Origin of the sequence: Burkholderia sp. Ac-20384 (assembly GCF_017104605.1) — a bacterium.
Classification (GTDB): Bacteria; Pseudomonadota; Gammaproteobacteria; order Burkholderiales; family Burkholderiaceae; genus Burkholderia; species Burkholderia lata.
Genome location: NZ_JAAGPE010000065.1, coordinates 1 through 16,775 on the forward strand (window position 1 = coordinate 1; position 16,775 = coordinate 16,775).

General features: G+C 67.5%; 16 protein-coding genes. 3 read left to right on the top strand and 13 right to left on the bottom strand.

Features of this window, described 5'->3' with window-relative positions:
* Positions 1–42: 42 nt before the first annotated feature.
* From G3O00_RS14975 to G3O00_RS14985, 3 genes are all read right to left on the bottom strand, one after another.
* Entirely contained in the window at positions 43–291 is a 249-nt protein-coding gene (locus tag G3O00_RS14975; protein WP_041493283.1) for a hypothetical protein, read from the bottom strand.
* Complete coding sequence (locus G3O00_RS14980) at positions 288–1,535, bottom strand: alkaline phosphatase family protein (RefSeq protein WP_206143441.1); 1,248 nt, start codon at positions 1,533–1,535, stop codon at positions 288–290. Before G3O00_RS14980 ends, G3O00_RS14975 begins: the two co-directional genes overlap by 4 nt.
* A 168-nt stretch (positions 1,536–1,703) precedes the next feature.
* On the bottom strand, positions 1,704–2,603 hold the full coding sequence (locus G3O00_RS14985; protein WP_206143442.1) for an AraC family transcriptional regulator: 900 nt from the start codon (positions 2,601–2,603) through the stop codon (positions 1,704–1,706).
* A 167-nt stretch (positions 2,604–2,770) separates the two neighbouring features.
* On the opposite strand from G3O00_RS14985, the gene G3O00_RS14990 reads away from it, so the two are divergent.
* The 3 genes from G3O00_RS14990 (at position 2,771) to G3O00_RS15000 (ending at position 5,556) form a co-directional block, all read left to right on the top strand.
* Positions 2,771–3,550, top strand: coding sequence for an SDR family oxidoreductase (locus tag G3O00_RS14990; RefSeq protein ID WP_206143443.1), 780 nt, complete (start codon positions 2,771–2,773; stop codon positions 3,548–3,550).
* A gap of 114 nt (positions 3,551–3,664) precedes the next feature.
* Positions 3,665–4,462: an alpha/beta hydrolase gene (locus G3O00_RS14995; RefSeq protein ID WP_206143444.1), complete on the top strand. Its 798-nt coding sequence runs from the start codon at positions 3,665–3,667 to the stop codon at positions 4,460–4,462.
* 155 nt (positions 4,463–4,617) lie between these two features.
* A complete protein-coding gene (locus G3O00_RS15000; protein WP_206143445.1) occupies positions 4,618–5,556 on the top strand; it encodes a hypothetical protein in 939 nt (312 codons plus the stop codon).
* 267 nt (positions 5,557–5,823) lie between these two features.
* Here G3O00_RS15000 and infA read toward each other — a convergent pair whose 3' ends face one another.
* From infA to G3O00_RS15050, 10 genes are all read right to left on the bottom strand, one after another.
* Positions 5,824–6,087: a translation initiation factor IF-1 gene (infA, locus tag G3O00_RS15005; RefSeq protein ID WP_011355053.1), complete on the bottom strand. Its 264-nt coding sequence runs from the start codon at positions 6,085–6,087 to the stop codon at positions 5,824–5,826.
* Between the two features lie 469 nt (positions 6,088–6,556).
* Positions 6,557–6,760: a cold-shock protein gene (locus tag G3O00_RS15010; RefSeq protein ID WP_006483056.1), complete on the bottom strand. Its 204-nt coding sequence runs from the start codon at positions 6,758–6,760 to the stop codon at positions 6,557–6,559.
* 285 nt (positions 6,761–7,045) lie between these two features.
* On the bottom strand, positions 7,046–8,125 hold the full coding sequence (locus G3O00_RS15015; RefSeq protein ID WP_206143446.1) for a Rieske 2Fe-2S domain-containing protein: 1,080 nt from the start codon (positions 8,123–8,125) through the stop codon (positions 7,046–7,048).
* Between the two features lie 67 nt (positions 8,126–8,192).
* Positions 8,193–10,655, bottom strand: coding sequence for an MMPL family transporter (locus tag G3O00_RS15020; RefSeq protein WP_011355051.1), 2,463 nt, complete (start codon positions 10,653–10,655; stop codon positions 8,193–8,195).
* 55 nt (positions 10,656–10,710) lie between these two features.
* The gene (locus G3O00_RS15025; RefSeq protein WP_206143447.1) at positions 10,711–11,682 is read right to left on the bottom strand and encodes a YCF48-related protein; all 972 of its coding nucleotides are present in this window, start codon (positions 11,680–11,682) and stop codon (positions 10,711–10,713) included.
* A 150-nt stretch (positions 11,683–11,832) separates the two neighbouring features.
* Positions 11,833–13,038: an acetyl-CoA C-acyltransferase gene (locus G3O00_RS15030; RefSeq protein WP_206143448.1), complete on the bottom strand. Its 1,206-nt coding sequence runs from the start codon at positions 13,036–13,038 to the stop codon at positions 11,833–11,835.
* A 17-nt stretch (positions 13,039–13,055) separates the two neighbouring features.
* A complete protein-coding gene (locus G3O00_RS15035) occupies positions 13,056–13,541 on the bottom strand; it encodes a MaoC family dehydratase (protein ID WP_206143469.1) in 486 nt (161 codons plus the stop codon).
* A complete protein-coding gene (locus tag G3O00_RS15040) occupies positions 13,541–14,341 on the bottom strand; it encodes an SDR family oxidoreductase (protein WP_206143449.1) in 801 nt (266 codons plus the stop codon). The genes G3O00_RS15035 and G3O00_RS15040 overlap by 1 nt, the downstream gene beginning before the upstream one ends.
* Entirely contained in the window at positions 14,338–15,540 is a 1,203-nt protein-coding gene (locus G3O00_RS15045; protein WP_206143450.1) for an acyl-CoA dehydrogenase family protein, read from the bottom strand. Before G3O00_RS15045 ends, G3O00_RS15040 begins: the two co-directional genes overlap by 4 nt.
* Positions 15,537–16,775: an acyl-CoA dehydrogenase family protein gene (locus tag G3O00_RS15050; RefSeq protein ID WP_206143451.1), complete on the bottom strand. Its 1,239-nt coding sequence runs from the start codon at positions 16,773–16,775 to the stop codon at positions 15,537–15,539. Before G3O00_RS15050 ends, G3O00_RS15045 begins: the two co-directional genes overlap by 4 nt.

The following is a 16,775-nucleotide window of genomic DNA, read 5'->3' on the forward strand; positions in this document are numbered from 1 at the left end:
TCGGCCGGTTTGATGCGATGCCGGTATGCGCCGCCGTTGCCGTCAATGATGCTTCCCGCCGTGCCGCTTGCGCCGATGCGCTGCGCGCGCCTGCAGCAGCGACGGCATCAGTTCCTCGATGTATTGCCGCGCCTGCCCGCGCGTGACGATCTCGCTGAAGCGCTGATGGGCCTTGTCATGACCGACCAGCGCCGCATGCGCTTTCTTCAGGATGTGCAGGAACGCGATCAGGCTCGTGCCGTCGCGCACGGGCAATGCATCGCGCGGGTCGAACGTCGGTGTCGTACTCATGATCCGATCCTTTGCGGGCAGTCGGTGCGGCACGTCGCGGTGACGAGCGCCAGCAGGTCGTTCGCGAGACGGTCGCGATCCGTCAGCGGCGCGAAGCCGAACAACCGCTCGAGCGTCGCGGCGACCGATGCATGATCGTACGGCGTATGGTCGACCTGCCCGGCCGCGACCCACGGCGAAATCACGATCGCCGGCACCCGCACGCCGTACACGTCGAATCCGAAGCCGCTCGCGTTCAACGTCGCCGCCGCGCCATCGTTCGGCGGCGGCGCAGCGCCCGGCCTGACCGAATCGTAGAAGCCGCCATGCTCGTCGTAGCAGATCACGAGCAGGCTGTTGTTCCACACCGGCGAATTGCGGATCGCGTTGTACACGCGCGCGGCGAGCTGGTCGCCACCGGCCAGGCCATCCATCGGGTGCTGCGAGCTGCCGTTCTGATAGGTGCCGTGCACGATGTCGCCGTAACCGGGCTCGATGAACGTGTAGCGCGCCGTATAGCCGGCCGCGAGATCGGCCTCGAAATGCGCGAGGTCGTCGATGTCGAAGAAGCTGATGCCCTTCAACGACGCGACCTGCGGCACGTGGCCGAGCGGGTCGCCCGTCTGGTCCTGGTAGATGCGCCAGTTGTCGTCGCCGAGTGCGGCGAAGATCGACCCCTTCGGATAGGGAAAGCCGTCGAACGCGTCCCATCCGGCCATTTCTTCCTTGGTCGGCGAATGGTCGAGCCCGGCCGACGACGCGCCGTGCAGGAAGAAGCGGTTCGGCCAGGTCGGCCCCGGCATCGACGCATGCCACGCGTCGCACAGCACGAACGCGTTCGCGAGCGCGTACAGCGACGGCGCCTGCGTCGCGATATTGACGCCCTGCATGATCTTGCCCGCATCGGCCGGCTGCGGCGGCGTGCCTTCGGAATGCGAGGTCGCGTAGTTCGACACGAACCCGGTGTTGCCGACCGGCGGATACGGCTGCCCTTTCACGAACGGCACGCCCGCGCCGCAAAGCTGCTCGAGCACGTCGGTGAATTCGTGGCACGGATCGGTCGGCATCCGGTCGGGCGCGCCGCCGCCGAACGGATAAACCGCGTCGCCGTACGCGTTGCTGTTGCCCGGCGACGCGGCGACGATGTCGGGGTAGCCCGACAGCGCGAACAGGTGATCGAAGGAACGGTTCTCGAGCATCAGCACGAACACGTGCTGGATGCGGTCCTGAACCGACGGGGATGCGGGGGCTGCGTCTGCACTCATGGCGCCTCCTGGCGTCGCGCGACGAAAGTCCTGCTGGCACGGTCGTTGGCCCGCTGAAAGCCACTGAAGGGATTGAAAGCCACGGTGCGGGCCCGAATTGCCGACGAGTGTACGACCGCGCCGGCCCGCACGTAAAGCCGCACGCGAACCGCGTTGCGGCGCGTGCGTTCAGCTGTCGGCCGACGCGGTTTTCAGCGTGACGACATCGCGCCGCGGCGGCGCACCGAACATCCGCGCATATTCGCGGCTGAACTGCGACGCGCTTTCATAGCCGACGCGATACGCGGCCGTTTCCGCATTTGCCGCGCCCGTCACCATCAGGTGCCGCGCTTCCAGCAGGCGCAACTGCTTCTGGTACTGCAGCGGTGTCATCGACGTCAGCGCCTTGAATTGCCGGTGAAACGCCGACGGGCTCATCTGCGCGACGGCGGCGAGATCCTCGATGCGGATCGCCTCGGCGAACTGGCCGCGCAGCGCATGGATCGCCGCGACGACGCGCTGCGCATGGCCGTTGGCGAACACGACGCGCGAGACTTCGCCGCCATGCGGCCCGGCGAGCAGCCAGTAGCAGAGCTCCCGCTTCACGAGCGGCGCGACGACCGGGATCGCGGCTGGCGTATCGAGCAGCCGCATCATCCGCAGCACGCAATCGGCGAGCGGCCCGCCGAAATCGGTCACGCACACGCCATGGCTGATCGCGCCGTGCGGCTGCGGTGGCGGCGTGTCGAGTCGTTCGAGCACTTCACGCATCATCGCGAGATCGAATTCGAGCACGAGGCCGAGGAACGGTTCGCTCTCGCTCGCCTTGACGATCCGGCTCGTCGCCGGCATCTCGACGCTGACGACGAGCGCGCGGCCGGGCCCGTAGTCGTAGCGCCGCCCGCCGAACGTCGTCCACTTCGCGCCCTGCACGACGACGCACAGCGCCGGTTTCATGATCAGCGGCGCAGGCAGCTTCTCGCGGTTGGAGCGCAACAGGATCAGCCCGTCGATCGCCGTCGCGACCGGGCTCTCGTCACCCGGCGCACCCGTCAGGCGCGCGACACGTTCGACCAGTTCGTCCGACATGCCCCCACCCTCCGTATTCCGATGTCCGGATGGTACACGCGGCCCCACGCTTCCCGGGGCGGCCGGGCAGGATCAGGCAAGAACGCGGCCGGTTCCGGCATTCAGCCGGGGCGGCCGCCGCCGTACGCTGGTCGCTGTTCGTCACCGACTTCAATCAGGAGCCCAGCATGACAGCAGCACAATCCATCCCTTCCACCCCGAAAATCGCCGTCGTCACCGGCGGCAGCCGCGGGCTTGGCCGCAATACGGTGCTCCATCTCGCGCAGCGCGGCGTGCGCTCGGTCTTCACCTATCACTCGAATCGCACCGAGGCCGATCACGTCGTCGCGCTGGCCGCCGATGCCGGGCAGCCCGCGATCGCGCTGCCGCTCGATACCGGCGATAGCGCCACCTTCGCCCGCTTTGCCGAACAACTCCGCGAGACGCTTTCAGGCTGGGGGGCCGACCGTTTCGACTTCCTCGTCAACAATGCGGGCACATCGCATCACGCGCCGATCGCCGAGACGACCGAAGCCGATCTCGACGCGCTCTATCGCGTGCACTTCAAGGGCGTGTTCTTCCTCACGCAGACGCTGCTGCCGCTGATTCGCGACGGCGGCCGCATCGTGAACGTGTCGTCGGGCCTCACGCGCGTCGCCGTGCCGGGCAGCGCGGCGTACGGGTCGATGAAGGGGGCGGTCGAGGTGCTGACGCGCTATCTGGCCAAGGAGCTCGGCCCACGCCGCATCGCGGTGAACGTCGTCGCACCGGGCGCGGTGGCCACCGACTTCAGCGGCGGGATGGTGCGCGACAACCCCGAGGTGAACCGGCGCGTCGCGGATTGGACGGCGCTCGGCCGCGTGGGCGAGCCCGACGACATCGGGCCGATGATCGCGTCGCTGCTGTCGGACGACAATCGCTGGGTCAACGGGCAGCGCATCGAGGTGTCGGGCGGGATGGCGCTCTGAGCATTGACTTTCGCCGATCGGCCCGATACGATCGATGCACTTTCAAGACGCCCTCCCGGTCCGCCGGGAGGGCGTTTCGTTTTGGTTCCGCCAACCAAAAGGAAACCCCTTGAAATGAACCGTATCGACACCCTCGCCTCCGGCCCTAACAGCGGCCTCGGCTACCTGCAGCACGGCACCGGCCCCGAATGCGTGATGGTCCTGCACGACTGGCTCGGCGACCACACGAACTACACGGCGCTGCTGCCTTATCTCGACGAAGCGGCGTTCACCTACGTGTTCGTCGACCTGCGCGGCTACGGCGAATCCCTCCATCTGACCGGCGCCTGCACCGTCGACGAGATCTCGGCCGATTGCCTGGCGCTCGCGGATCGTCTCGGCTGGCAGCGCTTTCACGTGATCGGCCATTCGATGACCGGGATGGCGACGCAACGGCTCGCCGCCGATGCGCCATCGCGCATCAAGACTGCGATCGCCGTGTGTCCGGTATCGGCGGCCGGCAATCGCCTGAACGACGACGCGCGCGCATTCTTCGCGAGCACGGCCGTCGATGACGACGCGTTTCGCCGGCTCGTGCGATTCGTGACAGGGGGATTGTCGGCGCGCTGGGCCGACGTGAAGCTGCGCCAGAACCGCGAGCGCGTGGCGCCGGATTGCCAGCTCGCGTATCTCGACATGCTGACCGGCACCGATTTCGTCGACGACGTCCGCGGGCTCGACACCCGCTTCCTGGTGATCGTCGGCGACAAGGATCCGGGGCTCGACGCAGCATCAATGCAGGCGACGTTCCTCGCGTGGCATCCGAACGCGCAGCTCGTGACGATACCGAATTGCGGCCATTACCCGATGCAGGAATGTCCGCCGTATTTCGCGATGATCGTCGAGGATTTCCTGCGGGACGCGGCCGCCTGATTCGCGTCGGAAACGGACGTGAATCCTGACCGCACGGCGGCGACCTACCCAACGTCGTCGCCGTGCGGCAGAATGCGCGTCAGCCGTAACGACAGTCGCGGGGCACGACAGTCGAAAGACCAAGACGGCAAACCAATAACAACCACTAGCGCGACATGAGACTCATCGACGAATTCCTGAACAAAGTCACCGTCATCGAAAAGAGCGTGCACGACTACTTGGTCGGCATTATTCGCGGAACCGCTCCACATCTCGAGGGCATCCGCATCGTTCCGATTTCCGAGACCCGTGAAGCCGACGAGGGCTGGGATGCCGTGATCGACGACGGCGCAGTTCCAATGTTCCTGCAGTACAAGCTGCCGTCATTCACCACGATGGGGCGACGTGACTGGCCGGAGCATCTCCTGCAACGCAGGGCATGCAACTTCGAGGACGACGGCGGCGTTTTTCATTTCGCGCTCCGGGAGAAGTCCCAAAAATCGGCGCTGTCACAGCACCAGCTTCTGGTGAACCTGCAAGACGCCGGCGAGCACGCGTATTACACGTCCACCGTTTACCGCGATTTCCGGAAACTCTGGGGCGCCGGTCACGGATTCGGCCTCCCGGGAAGCGGCGCCTGGCGCGCATGGCATACGGTGTCGCTGCTGCACAATGCACCGCTCGACAAATATTTCGTCCCATGGGTATCAGGACTGATCTTCATCCCGCCACATGCCGCCGTAACGGGCCCGCCGGAAAGTCATCGTTTCTTCTACAACGAGTTGTACGAGGTATCGCTGCACAGCGACCCAATGTATGTCAGAGGGCTCACGCTGGAAGACGTGGTTTCAACGTTGAGGGACCGGCGAAGCAACGCGCCCCGGGTCACTGTCGACCGCCTGGAAAACGGATACGTCCCCGGCCTCTTCGAGACGCTGCTCGGCGACAACGAGAACAAAAGGGAACTGGCTGAGCAACTGATTGAATGGTACGAAACCGTGCTTGCCAGATTGCAGCACGCTGACATGAGTGACGCCGAGCGCAGGTGGACGGCACTACGCATCGTCCTGTGGGATGCATTCGACCTCGATCTCATGCTGGCGACCCGTTCGTGACGATACGGAGCGCGGCCATTACCCGATGCAGGAATGTCCGCCGTATTTCGCGATGATCGTCGAGGATTTCCTGCGGGACGCGGCCGCCTGAGCGTCATGCACGCGCGGCGGCCGGTAAAGGCGGTGTTGGCCGCCGCGGCATGACGATGCCGCCGGCGACCGGTGAACGGCACGCGATGTGTCGTCCACCCGGTTCGTCCGGCCTCGTCGGCCGGACGGGATTCGATCAGCGAGGCGGTGCTGCGTGCCCGCGCCGATCGTTGGCGCTTAACGGCGCGGCTGGCCGGTGCGCGGCGGACGCGGGGAATTCGCGTCCTTGTGACGGAAGTTGATGCGGCCCTTGGTCAGGTCATAGACCGACAGTTCCAGCGTCACGCGATCGCCCGCGAGAATGCGGATGTGGTTCTTGCGCATGCGGCCCGACGCGTACGCGCCGACCACAACGCCGTTTTCCAGCGTGACACGGTATTTGCTGTCCGGCAGCACTTCGTCGACGATTCCGTCCAGTTCCAGCAGTTCTTCTTTTGCCAAACCAATTCCTCCAGACAAGGTAATTGACCGCAGCCGCGGCGATCTGCCCGGCGCCGTGCCCCACGACGGGACGGCGGCCGGCAGGCTGCCGGGGATCGGTTCGTTCAGACGGGCCATGGGCCTGTCTTGCGATCGGAGCCCGGCGCGTTGCGGCGTTCAGGCGGTCGGTGGCGGCGGCGCTTTGAGTGCCGCGCAAGTCGGGACCGCGCCTGCTACGGCATGGCGGCGGTCTGCTCAGGTTGATGCGTTGAAGCGGTGATGCGCTCGCGAAGCAGCGGGCGCTTCACGAAGGCGTTGCGTCGCACGCGGGTCACGCATGCGATGAGGGAGGCGTCACGACCGATGCATCGTGAATGTCGCGATGCATCGGTCGTGCGCATCGGAATCGCGCCGGCTGCCGCCAAAGCAGCGCCCTGCGCGCAAATCCATCCGGCAGCGGCCACCGTGTGGCGGCCGCTGCCGATGCGGCTTACTGCGGCGTGATGTTCGACGCTTGCAGACCCTTCGGGCCGCGCTTCACTTCGAAGCTGACCTTCTGGCCTTCGGCCAGGGTCTTGAAGCCCGTGCCGCGAATTTCCGAGAAATGGGCGAACAGATCGTCGCCGCCGTTGTCAGGGGAGATGAAACCAAAGCCCTTGGTTTCGTTGAACCACTTGACGGTACCGGTATCCACAATTACTTCCTTAATACAAATGACGATTGAACATGCACCCGTGACGGGCACAGAAAGAATCAAAAGAGGGAGAGACCAACGACCGCCGCACGGAGTGCGGCCAATGATGAGCAATCGAACTTCTTGAACACTTCGGTCATGGACACTACGCGGGAGCGGCCGTTTCGTCAAGTCTTTTTGATGCGACGCACAAGCATGCCCGCCGCGAGCGCCTTATGCAGCGGGTGTTGCCGGCCGACGGGACGGTTTTCGATGCATCCCCTTTTTCGGCCGGCCCGCCGGTTTTTACTGCGGCTCGAACACGTGATGCAGGGCCGGCGGCGCCTCGCCTTCGCGAATCCGCATTTCGAATGCCTTACGCGCGACGCTCGTCGGCCGCACGTCCGCCACGTCCAGGTAGAACTGCGAATACCAGTCGCGCATCTGGTACAGCGGCCCGTCGCCTTCGCACAGCAGCGGGTTGTCGATCCGCGTCTTGCTGTGCCAGATGTCGACGTCCTCGTAGAACGCGCGCTGCGCTTCCTTCACGTACGCGTTCGCGATCTCCATGTTCTGCGCGTCGGTCAGCCCGGCCACCTTCTTCACGATCACGCCGTAACGCAGCTCGAAGCTGTTCATGTCGATCGGCACGTGGCAGTTCAGCAGCACCGAATGGATCGGCTGCCCGCCGCTCTGCCCCGTCATCTGCGTGATGTGCACGGCCGGCCCGAAATAGGTCGATAGCGCGGTCAGCGCGTCACCGCCGAGTTTCTCGCTGCGGCCGACCATCAGTTGCGTCGCCTTGTGGTCCTCGAACAGGTTCGCGAAATAGTCGATCGGCGCGCGGTGCACGGTCGCGAAGTGCGCGACATCCGAGATGTTGTCGACCAGTTCGCGGCAGTTCGCGTGGATCACCATCTTGTCGACGACCCAGTCCGACCATTCGTCGGAGAAGCACACGTCGAGGCGCGGAATCGCGACGTCCTCCGGCGGCGCGTTGCCTTCCGGGTCGTTCCACACGAACAGCAGGTTGTTTTCCTCGCAGGTCGGCCAGGCACCGATGCGCGCCTTCGGCGGGATCCGCTTGCAGTACGGGATCGACGCGCACTGCCCTTCGCCGCTCCACGCCCAGCCGTGGAACGGGCACACGAGGTTGTCGCCCTGCACCGTGCCGAGGCTCAGGTCGGCGCCCATGTGCGGGCAATACGCATCGACGACGTTGACCTTGCCGGTCGAATCGGCGAATGCGGCAAGCTTGCGGCCGAAGGCGTTCAGCGTGTGCGGCTTGCCGTCCTTGAAGTCGCGGGCGAGCCCGAGGCAGTGCCAGCCGCGCGCATAGCGCTGGGCGAGCGGCTGGGCTTCGATCTTGTAAGGGCGTGCGGACATGTGGGTTGACTCCTCTTGTGGAGAGCGCGCGGCGGCCGGCCGCGCGTGGGGGAAATGGGGGCGCCGGTCAGCGCATCGGGTTGCCGGGTTCGAGCGCGGGCGACGGCTTCAGCGACGCCGGGGCCGCCGGCGACGGCTGCTGCTTCTGCACCACGCGGCGCTCGGCACGCTCGACGCCGAGCCACGCGGCGAGCGCGGGCAGCAGGAACACCGCGCCGAACAGGTTCACGAGGAACATGAACGCGAGCAGCACGCCCATGTCGACCTGGAACTTCAGCGCGGAGAACGCCCACGTGCCGACGCCGATGAACATCGTGACGGCCGTGAACAGCGCGGCCGTGCCGCGCTGGCGCATCGCATCGGCGAAGGCGTCCGGCAGCGTCGCGCCGTGACGGATGTCGTGCTGCAGGCGCTCGTACAGGTAGATCCCGTAGTCGACACCCACGCCCACGCCGAGCGTGATCACCGGCAGCGTCGCGACCTTCAGCCCGATGCCGAGCAGTGCCATAACCGCATTGCACAGGATCGACACGAGCGTGAGCGGCACGATGATGCACAGCACCGCGCGCCACGAGCGGAACGTCACCGCGCAGAGCAGCGCGATCGCACCGAAGATCGATAGCAGCATCGCGATCTCCGCGTCGCCGACGGCCTCGTTGGTCGCGGCCATCACGCCGACGTTGCCGCCCGCGAGCCGGAACGCGACGTTCGGCGTCGGGTTCTCGGCCGCGAAGCGCTTGATCTCGTCGACGATGTGCGCGATGGTCGTGCCTTCGTGGTTCTTCGTGTAGATCAGCACCTGGATCGCCTTGCAGTTCGCGGTGTTCATCCCGTTGTCGGGGTCGAACGCGTTGGAACCCTGCGTGAGCCCGTCGCTGGAGCGCGGCAGCGCGGCCCAGCGCGGATTGCCCTCGTTGAACGCGGCGATGAACACCTTGCCCTGCGACGACACGCTCGTCACCGACTGCACGCCGGCCACGCCGCGCATGTTCATCTCGAACTTCTCGATCGCGCTCATCACCGGGTAATGCAGGCACGCGTCGTCGAAGCCGGTCGTCTCGACGATGACCGACAGCACGTCCACGCCGATGTTGTACTGGTGCGTGATCGCCGCGTTGTCGATGTTGTAGCGCGAGTTCGCGCGCAGCTCCGGCGCGCCGGTGCCGATATCGCCGATCTCCAGCTTGCGCGATTCGAGCGTGCCGTAGGCGAGCAGCGCGAGCGCCACCGCGAACACGCCGAGCGCCGGCGCCGGCCGTGCGAACACCGCAAAGCGCGACCACATCGGGCTGCCGCCGGCCGCCGCCGTGCGCTGCGCACGGGCCAGCGTGCCGCGTTCGAGGCGCGTGTACGACAGCAGGATCGGCAGGAACACCTTGTTCGTCACGATCATCAGCAGCACGCCGAGGCACGCGGTGATGCCGAGCTCGCGCACGATGTCGATCTTGATCCGCATGATCACCATGAAGCCGAGCGCGTTGGTCAGCAGCGCGACGGTGCCCGGCACGAACAGCTTGCGGAACGCGTCGCGCGCGGCGTCGACCGACGACGCGCCGCGCACCAGCGCCTGCTTCCATGCGTTCGTCATCTGCACCGCGTGCGACACGCCGATCGAGAAGATCAGGAACGGCACGAGGATCGACATCGGGTCGATGCCCAGCCCGAGCAGCGGCAACGCGCCGAGCAACCACACGACCGGCAGCAGCGCGACGACGAGCGCGAGCACGGTGGTCTTCAGCGAACGCGTGTAGGCGAACAGCAGCGCGGCCGTCACGAGGAATGCGAGTGCGAAGAACGCCATCACGCCCGCGATGCCGTTCTCGACGTCGCCCACCAGCTTCGCGAAGCCGATGATGTTCACGTCGATGCCCTGCTTCGCGTACTTCGCGCGGATCTCCTCCAGCTGGCGCGCGACCGCGCTGTAGTCGAGCCGCTTGCCCGTGGCCGGGTCGGTCTCGCGCAGCTCCGCGCGGATCAGCGCCGACTTCAGGTCGTTGCCGACGAGGCGGCCGATCTGCCCGGACCGCGCGACGTTGCGGCGCACCTTGCCGAGATCGTCCGGGTTCGCGCTCGAGAACTGGCCCGGCACCACCACGTCGCCGCGAAAGCCGGCCTCGGTCACCTCGGTGTAGTGGACATTCGGCGTGAACAGCGAGAACACGCGCGAGCGGTTCACGCCGGGGATGAAGAACACGTCGTCAGTCGCATGGCGCAGCGCGTCCATGAACGACTGGTTGTAGATGTCGCCGTCGCCCTTCCAGCGCAGGCTCACGAGGATCGTGTTCGCGCCGGGGAACGCGCCCGCATAGCGCTCGAACACCTGCATGTACGGGTGCTGCATCGGGATCATCTTGTTGAAGCCCGGATCGAGCTTCAGGCGCGTCGCGGACAGCCCGAGCGCGAGCGTCACCGCGACGCACAGCAGCATCAGCAGCTTGCGCTGGCGGATGATCGTGTTGGCGCAGCGCTCGACGAACGCGGCGAGGCGCGACGCGGGAACGGCTTCAGGGGGGCGTGACAGGTCGTTCATGGAATTCTCTTGTCGATGCGAAACGAACGGGAGCAGGCAGCGGGACGGCCGTGCGTCAGGACGGTGTCGACGCAGCCGCGCCGGCCAGCGGCGCGACGCCGGCCTCGCCGCCGAGCAACAGCGCGCCGTGGCCCATGTCGAGCACGGCCGCGAGGCTCTGCACGCCGCCGAGCTTGCGCACGTCGAAGGTCAGCCCGCCGTCGCGCGACGCGACGATCGCGCCGCCCTGGCCCACCAGCACGAGTTCGCCGTCGGCGAGCTGGGTTGCGCCGAAGTACGACACCGGCACGTGGCTGTCAACATGCGTCCAGGTCACGCCGCGATCGGTGCTGCGCACCACGTTGCCGCGCATCCCGTACGCGACCCAGTCGCCGTTCGCGAGCATCAGCGCGCCGAACAGCGAGCCTGCGTACGGCGACGGCAGCTTGTCCCACGTGGCGCCGTTGTCGGTCGAGCGCAGCAGCGTGCCGCTCTCGCCCGCGACCAGCAGGTTGCCGTGGCCGTCGCCGACGATCGCGTTCAGGTGACGGTCGCCGGCCGGGGTCTTCACGGTCTGCCAGTTGAGGCCCGCATCGTCCGAGCGCAGCAACTGGCCGAAGCTGCCGGCCGCGAACAGCGGGCCGTCGGCCGTGCCCCATACCGACAGCAGCGGATCGGAATGCTCGTGGTCCATGTGCACTTCGCGCCAGTGCATGCCGGCGTCGTCGCTGCGGACGATCCGGCCGTCGTGGCCGACCGCGATGCCGAGCGTCGGCGTGATGAAGCGCACCTGCGTGAGCGTCGATGCCTGGTCGGGTGTGGTCGATGCCGGCCGCCAGTGGGCGCCCGCGTCATCGCTGAGCAGGATCACGCCGCGTTCGCCGACCGCCACGATGCGCGCGCCGGCCCGGGCGAGCCCGTTGATCTGCAGCCGGTCCGCATGGATCGCGGTAACCGGGAACGCCGGCAGCGGGCGCGGCGAAAACGCGAACAGCGCGGCGCCGAGCACCAGCGCCGACATCGCGAGTCCGGGCAAAGTTCGTTTCATCGCTTGTCTCCTGTGTCTGCGTTCGACGACGGTTCGCGCCATCGCGCCCACCGCCGTCGCCTGCAAGTCTCCGGGCCGTCGGTCGTTGCCGCGGCCTCGAATGGTCCTGAATGGCGGGCCGCTCGAGCGGCGCGGCCCGTCCGCGTGCCGCTACGCGCCGACTTCGAACAGCGCGGCGGCACCCATCCCGCCGCCGATGCACATCGTCACGACCGCGTGCCGCACGCCGCGCCGCGCGCCTTCGAGCAAAGCATGCATCGTCATCCGCGTACCCGACATCCCGAACGGATGGCCGAGCGCGATCGCACCGCCGTCGACGTTCAGCCGGTCGTCGGGAATGCCGAGCGTGTCGCGGCAGTACAGCGCCTGGCACGCGAATGCCTCGTTCAGCTCCCACAGCCCGATGTCGCCGACGGTCATCCCGAAGCGCGCCAGCAGCTTCGGAATCGCGAACACCGGGCCGATGCCCATCTCGTCCGGCTCGCAGCCGGCCACCGCGAGGCCGCGGAACGCGCCGAGCGGCGTCAGGCCACGACGCACCGCCTCGCTGCGCGACATCACGACCACGGCCGCCGCGCCGTCCGACAGTTGCGACGCATTGCCGGCCGTCACGAACTCGCCCTGCTCGACGACCTTGCCGCCGCTCCACGACGGCTTCAGCCCCGCGAGCCGCTCGGCCGTCGTGTCGGCGCGCACGCCTTCGTCGCGCGCGGCGTTCAGGTCCTCGTGACCGGCCGGGTTGCCCTCCTTGTCGAACAGCGCGCGCCGCACGTCGAGCGGCGCGATTTCCGCGTCGAAGCGGCCGGCCGCCTGGGCGTCGGCCGTGCGCTGGTGGCTCTGCAGTGCGAATTCATCCTGCGCGGCCCGCGAGATTCCGTAGCGGCGCGACACGATCTCGGCCGTTTCCATCATCGCCATGTACGCAGCCGGCTGATGGTCGAGCACGGCCTGCGAACGCGCGCGATACGCGTTCTTGTGCTTGTTCTGCGTGAGCGAGATCGACTCGACGCCGCCGGCGACGACGATCCGCGCATCGCCGGCGCCGATGCTGCGCGCGGCGCTCGCGATCGACATCAGGCCCGACGAGCACATGCGGTCGATCGCCATGCCGGGCACCGATGCAGGCAGCCCGGCCGCCGCGGCCGACAGGCGGCCGATGTTGTAGCCCTGCGTGCCCTGCTGCGCGGCGCAGCCGATCAGCACGTCGTCGACGTCGGCCGGCGCGACACCCGCGCGTTCGAGCGCGGTGCGCACGACGTGGCCGCCCAGCGCGGGCGCCTCGGTGTCGTTGAACATGCCGCGAAACGCCTTGCCGATCGGCGTGCGTGCGACGGAAACGATGACTGCGTCTTCCATGTCTCTGCTCTCTGAATCTAGAAGTAATAACGGCTGATCGTGTCGGCCACACAACCGGGCTTCGCTTCGCCTTCGATCTCGACGGTCACGCGAATCCAGGCCTGCACGCCGCCTTCGAGCGGCTCGACGCGCAACAGCTCGCCGACACCGCGCACGCGCGCACCGACCTTCACCGGCGCGGGGAAACGGATCTTGTCGCAGCCGTAGTTGACGCCGAGCCGCGCGCCGTCGATCCGCACGATCTGCGGCAGGAAGTAATTCACGAGCGACAGCGTCAGGTAGCCGTGCGCGATGCACGCGCCGAACGGGCCGTCCTTCGCGCGCACCGGGTCGACGTGCACCCATTGGTGGTCGCCCGTCGCATCGGCGAAGCCGTCGATGCGGATCTGGTCGATCGCGAGCCATGCGCTCGCGCCGAGCGTGTCGCCCGCGGCCGCCGCGAGTTCGCCGGGATGCGCGAACACGCGGGGCGTCGCGCACACGGGGTCGAGGGTCGTACTCATCATGCGTGCTGGCTGCTGACCGACAGCACTTCGCCGGTCATGTACGACGCGTAATCGCTTGCAAGGAACACCATCACGTTCGCGACCTCCCAGACTTCGGCGGCGCGCCCGAAGGCTTCGCGCGACGCCAGTTGATTCAGCAAGTCGGCCGGGGCCGACTTCTTCAGAAAATCGTGCATCGCGATGCTCGGTGCGACCGCGTTGATGCGCACGCCGTACGGCGACGCCTCGAGCGCCGCGCAACGCGTGAGCGCCATCACGCCCGCCTTTGCCGCCGCGTAGTGCGCCTGTTCCGCCTGCGCGCGCCAGCCGAGCACCGATGCGTTGTTGACGATCGCGCCGCGGCCCCGGGCCTGCATGTGCGGCAGCATCGCGCGCGTCATCCGGAACGTCCCGGTAAGGCTAATGTCGATCACGCGCGACCATTCGGCATCGTCCATATCGATGATGCGGGTCGAGCCGCCGAGCCCGGCGTTGTTGATCAGCACGTCGACGCCGTCGAGCTTGTCCTGCGCTTCGGCAACCAGCGCCTGCACGTCCGCCTCGACCGCAACGTTGCACAGGCGGCCGTAGATCTGTTGCAGCCCCGTTTCGGCGCGCAGCGTCTCGACAGCCTGTTCGAGGCGCTTTTCGTGGATGTCGGAGATGAACAGCGCGCGGCAGCCTTCTTCCGCGCAGCGGCGCGCGGCCGCGAAGCCGATGCCGGCGCCTGCGGCGGCCGTGATCAGCACCGATTTGCCGGCGAGCAGCTGGTGGCCCGGCACATAGGCCGGTGCTTTCTGGATCTGGGGTTCGGTCATGCTGTTCCTCTTGCTTCCCTGGGCATGCCGAGCCCGCGCTCGGCCATGATGTTGAGCTGGATTTCGTTGGTGCCGGCGTAGATCGTGTCCGCACGGGAGAACAGGAATACGCGCTGCAGATGGGTGAGCTTTTCGTCGGCCGGATCGATCACGTTCGCGCGGGCCCCGAGCGCGTCCATCGCGAGCTGGCCGAGGTCGCGGTGCCAGTTCGACCAGAAATACTTGTAGATCAGCGCCTCGCGGCGCAGCGGCGCACCCGCGCCGGCATCAGTGTCGTCCGCGCCGGACAGCATTCGCAGCGCGTTGTAGCGCATCACGCGCAGCCCGGCCCACGCGCGGCCGATCCGCTGGCGCAGCACGGGGTCGCGGTCCGCGCCCGATTCGCGCGCGGCGTCGATCACCCATTCGAGTTCGCGGACGAACTGCATCTGCTGGCCGAGCGTCGACATCCCGCGCTCGAAGCCGAGCAGCGTCATCGCGATCCGCCAGCCGTCGCCGGGCGCGCCGACGAGGTCGCGGGCTTCCGCTCGTGCGCCATCGAAGAACACTTCGTTGAATTCAGCGCCACCGTTGAGCTGCTTGATCGGCCGGATCTCGATACCCGGCTGGTCGAGCGGCATCAGCAGGAACGACAGCCCCTTGTTGCCCTTCGACGCCGGGTCGGTGCGTGCGAGCACGAAGATCCAGTCGGAATCGTGCGCGAGCGACGTCCAGACCTTCTGGCCGTATACGCGCCACGTGCCGTCAGCATCCTGTTCGGCGCGCGTGCGCACGTTGGCCAGGTCGGAACCCGCGCCGGGCTCCGAATAGCCCTGGCACCAGAACTGCGTGCCGGCCAGGATGCCGGGCAGGAAGCGCGCGCGCTGGTCGTCGGTGCCGCATGCAACGAGCGTCGGCCCGAGCAGCCCTTCGCCGATATGGCCCATCCGCCCGGGGCCGCCGGCGCGTGCATATTCCTCGTGGAAGATCACCTGCTCGGCGACCGAGAAGCCGCGTCCGCCGGCCTCCGTCGGCCAGCCGAGGCCGGTCCAGCCGCCCTGTGCCAGTTCCTGCTCCCACGCCTTGCGCAGCTCGGGCCATGCTTCCTCGTCGCCGGGGCCACCGCGGTATTTCAGGCACGCGAAGTCGCCGGTCAGGTGCGACTGCACCCAATCGGCCACTTCGTGCCGCAATTGCTGTTCGCGCGTTTCGCTGTTCATTGAAGTGCTCCTGCGCGTGCAGCCGACGGACGAGATGCCACCGCGGCGGGTGGCGCGAACGCTTCGTCGCGATGCGATGCGCCACCGTCGATCGCATGGGACGCGATCCATTCGAGCAGTTGCGGCGTGCTGCCGAACTGCGCGCCCGACGCCTGCGCGCGCTTGAAATAGAGATGCGGGTCGTATTCCCACGTAAAGCCGACGCCGCCGTGCAGCTGGATCGCTTCCTGTGCGCAGAACGCATACGCGTCGTTCGCGGCGGATTTCGCGGCGGCGATGTCGGCGCGCAATGCATCGCTCGGCTGCACGCTGCCGGATTCCGCATCCCACGCGTGTGCGGCCCCGAGCACGGCCGAGCGCGCCGCTTCGATCAGCACCATCATCTGCGCGCAGCGGTGCTTGACGGCCTGGAACGATGCGATCGCGCGGCCAAACTGCACGCGCTGGCTCGTGTAGTCGAGCGTCAGGTCGAGGCATTGCTGGGCGCCGCCGAGTTGTTCGGCAGCCAGCGCGAGTGCTGCGAACCAGGCGGTGCGTTCCAGCAACTGCGTTGCGGCCGTGCCGCACGTGAGCAGCGCATCGCGGCTCACGCGGGCTTCGTCGAGCGCCACGCGCGCGATCGGCCGTGTTGCGTCGAGCGTGTCGAGCGGCGTGACCTTGAGCCCCGACGCCGTTGCGACGTCGATCGCGAACAGCCCGATCGCCTGCCCTTCGTTCGCGATCTGCGCGGGCACCAGCAGCAGGTCGGCGCGCGCGCCGTCGATCACCTGGTCGATCGTGCCGGAGAGCGCGTAGCCGCCCGCGGTTTCTTCCGCGACGACTGGCAGCGACCGCGAAATGGCCGGCAGGTCGAACGGCAGTGCCAGCGTCGCACTGCACGCGCCTTCGGCAATCTTCGCGAGCCAGCCGTTTGCCGGCGGCGTATCAGCGAAGCCCCCGAGCGCGGTCGCCGCGAGGCACGCGGTCGAAAAATACGGCACGCACGCGACACGCCGGCCGAGCTGTTCCATCAGCACCGTCTGCTCGACCGCGCCGAGCCCCAGCCCGCCAGCCGCCTCGGGCGGCGCGAGCGCATTCCAGCCGAGCTCGCCTGCCAGCGCGGCCCACAGCGCATCGTCGCGGCCGGCCGACTGCTCGAGCGCGCGGCGCACGTCGGCGGACGCGCTGCGTTCGGCAAGCACGTCGGCTGCCGCGTCGCGGATCATCGCCTGTTCGTCGGTGAGCGCCAGATCCAT

Excerpts from the sequence above, each read along its gene's own strand:
- G3O00_RS14995 (WP_206143444.1), top strand. The coding sequence starts at position 3,665 with ATGAACCGTATCGACACCCTCGCCTCCGGCCCTAACAGCGGCCTCGGC.
- G3O00_RS15040 (WP_206143449.1), bottom strand. The coding sequence starts at position 14,341 with ATGACCGAACCCCAGATCCAGAAAGCACCGGCCTATGTGCCGGGCCAC.
- G3O00_RS14980 (WP_206143441.1), bottom strand. The coding sequence starts at position 1,535 with ATGAGTGCAGACGCAGCCCCCGCATCCCCGTCGGTTCAGGACCGCATC.
- G3O00_RS15035 (WP_206143469.1), bottom strand. The coding sequence starts at position 13,541 with ATGAGTACGACCCTCGACCCCGTGTGCGCGACGCCCCGCGTGTTCGCG.
- G3O00_RS14975 (WP_041493283.1), bottom strand. The coding sequence starts at position 291 with ATGAGTACGACACCGACGTTCGACCCGCGCGATGCATTGCCCGTGCGC.
- G3O00_RS15050 (WP_206143451.1), bottom strand. The coding sequence starts at position 16,775 with ATGGATCTGGCGCTCACCGACGAACAGGCGATGATCCGCGACGCGGCA.
- G3O00_RS14985 (WP_206143442.1), bottom strand. The coding sequence starts at position 2,603 with ATGTCGGACGAACTGGTCGAACGTGTCGCGCGCCTGACGGGTGCGCCG.
- G3O00_RS15020 (WP_011355051.1), bottom strand. The coding sequence starts at position 10,655 with ATGAACGACCTGTCACGCCCCCCTGAAGCCGTTCCCGCGTCGCGCCTC.
- G3O00_RS15000 (WP_206143445.1), top strand. The coding sequence starts at position 4,618 with ATGAGACTCATCGACGAATTCCTGAACAAAGTCACCGTCATCGAAAAG.
- G3O00_RS15025 (WP_206143447.1), bottom strand. The coding sequence starts at position 11,682 with ATGAAACGAACTTTGCCCGGACTCGCGATGTCGGCGCTGGTGCTCGGC.
- G3O00_RS15030 (WP_206143448.1), bottom strand. The coding sequence starts at position 13,038 with ATGGAAGACGCAGTCATCGTTTCCGTCGCACGCACGCCGATCGGCAAG.
- G3O00_RS14990 (WP_206143443.1), top strand. The coding sequence starts at position 2,771 with ATGACAGCAGCACAATCCATCCCTTCCACCCCGAAAATCGCCGTCGTC.
- G3O00_RS15015 (WP_206143446.1), bottom strand. The coding sequence starts at position 8,125 with ATGTCCGCACGCCCTTACAAGATCGAAGCCCAGCCGCTCGCCCAGCGC.
- G3O00_RS15045 (WP_206143450.1), bottom strand. The coding sequence starts at position 15,540 with ATGAACAGCGAAACGCGCGAACAGCAATTGCGGCACGAAGTGGCCGAT.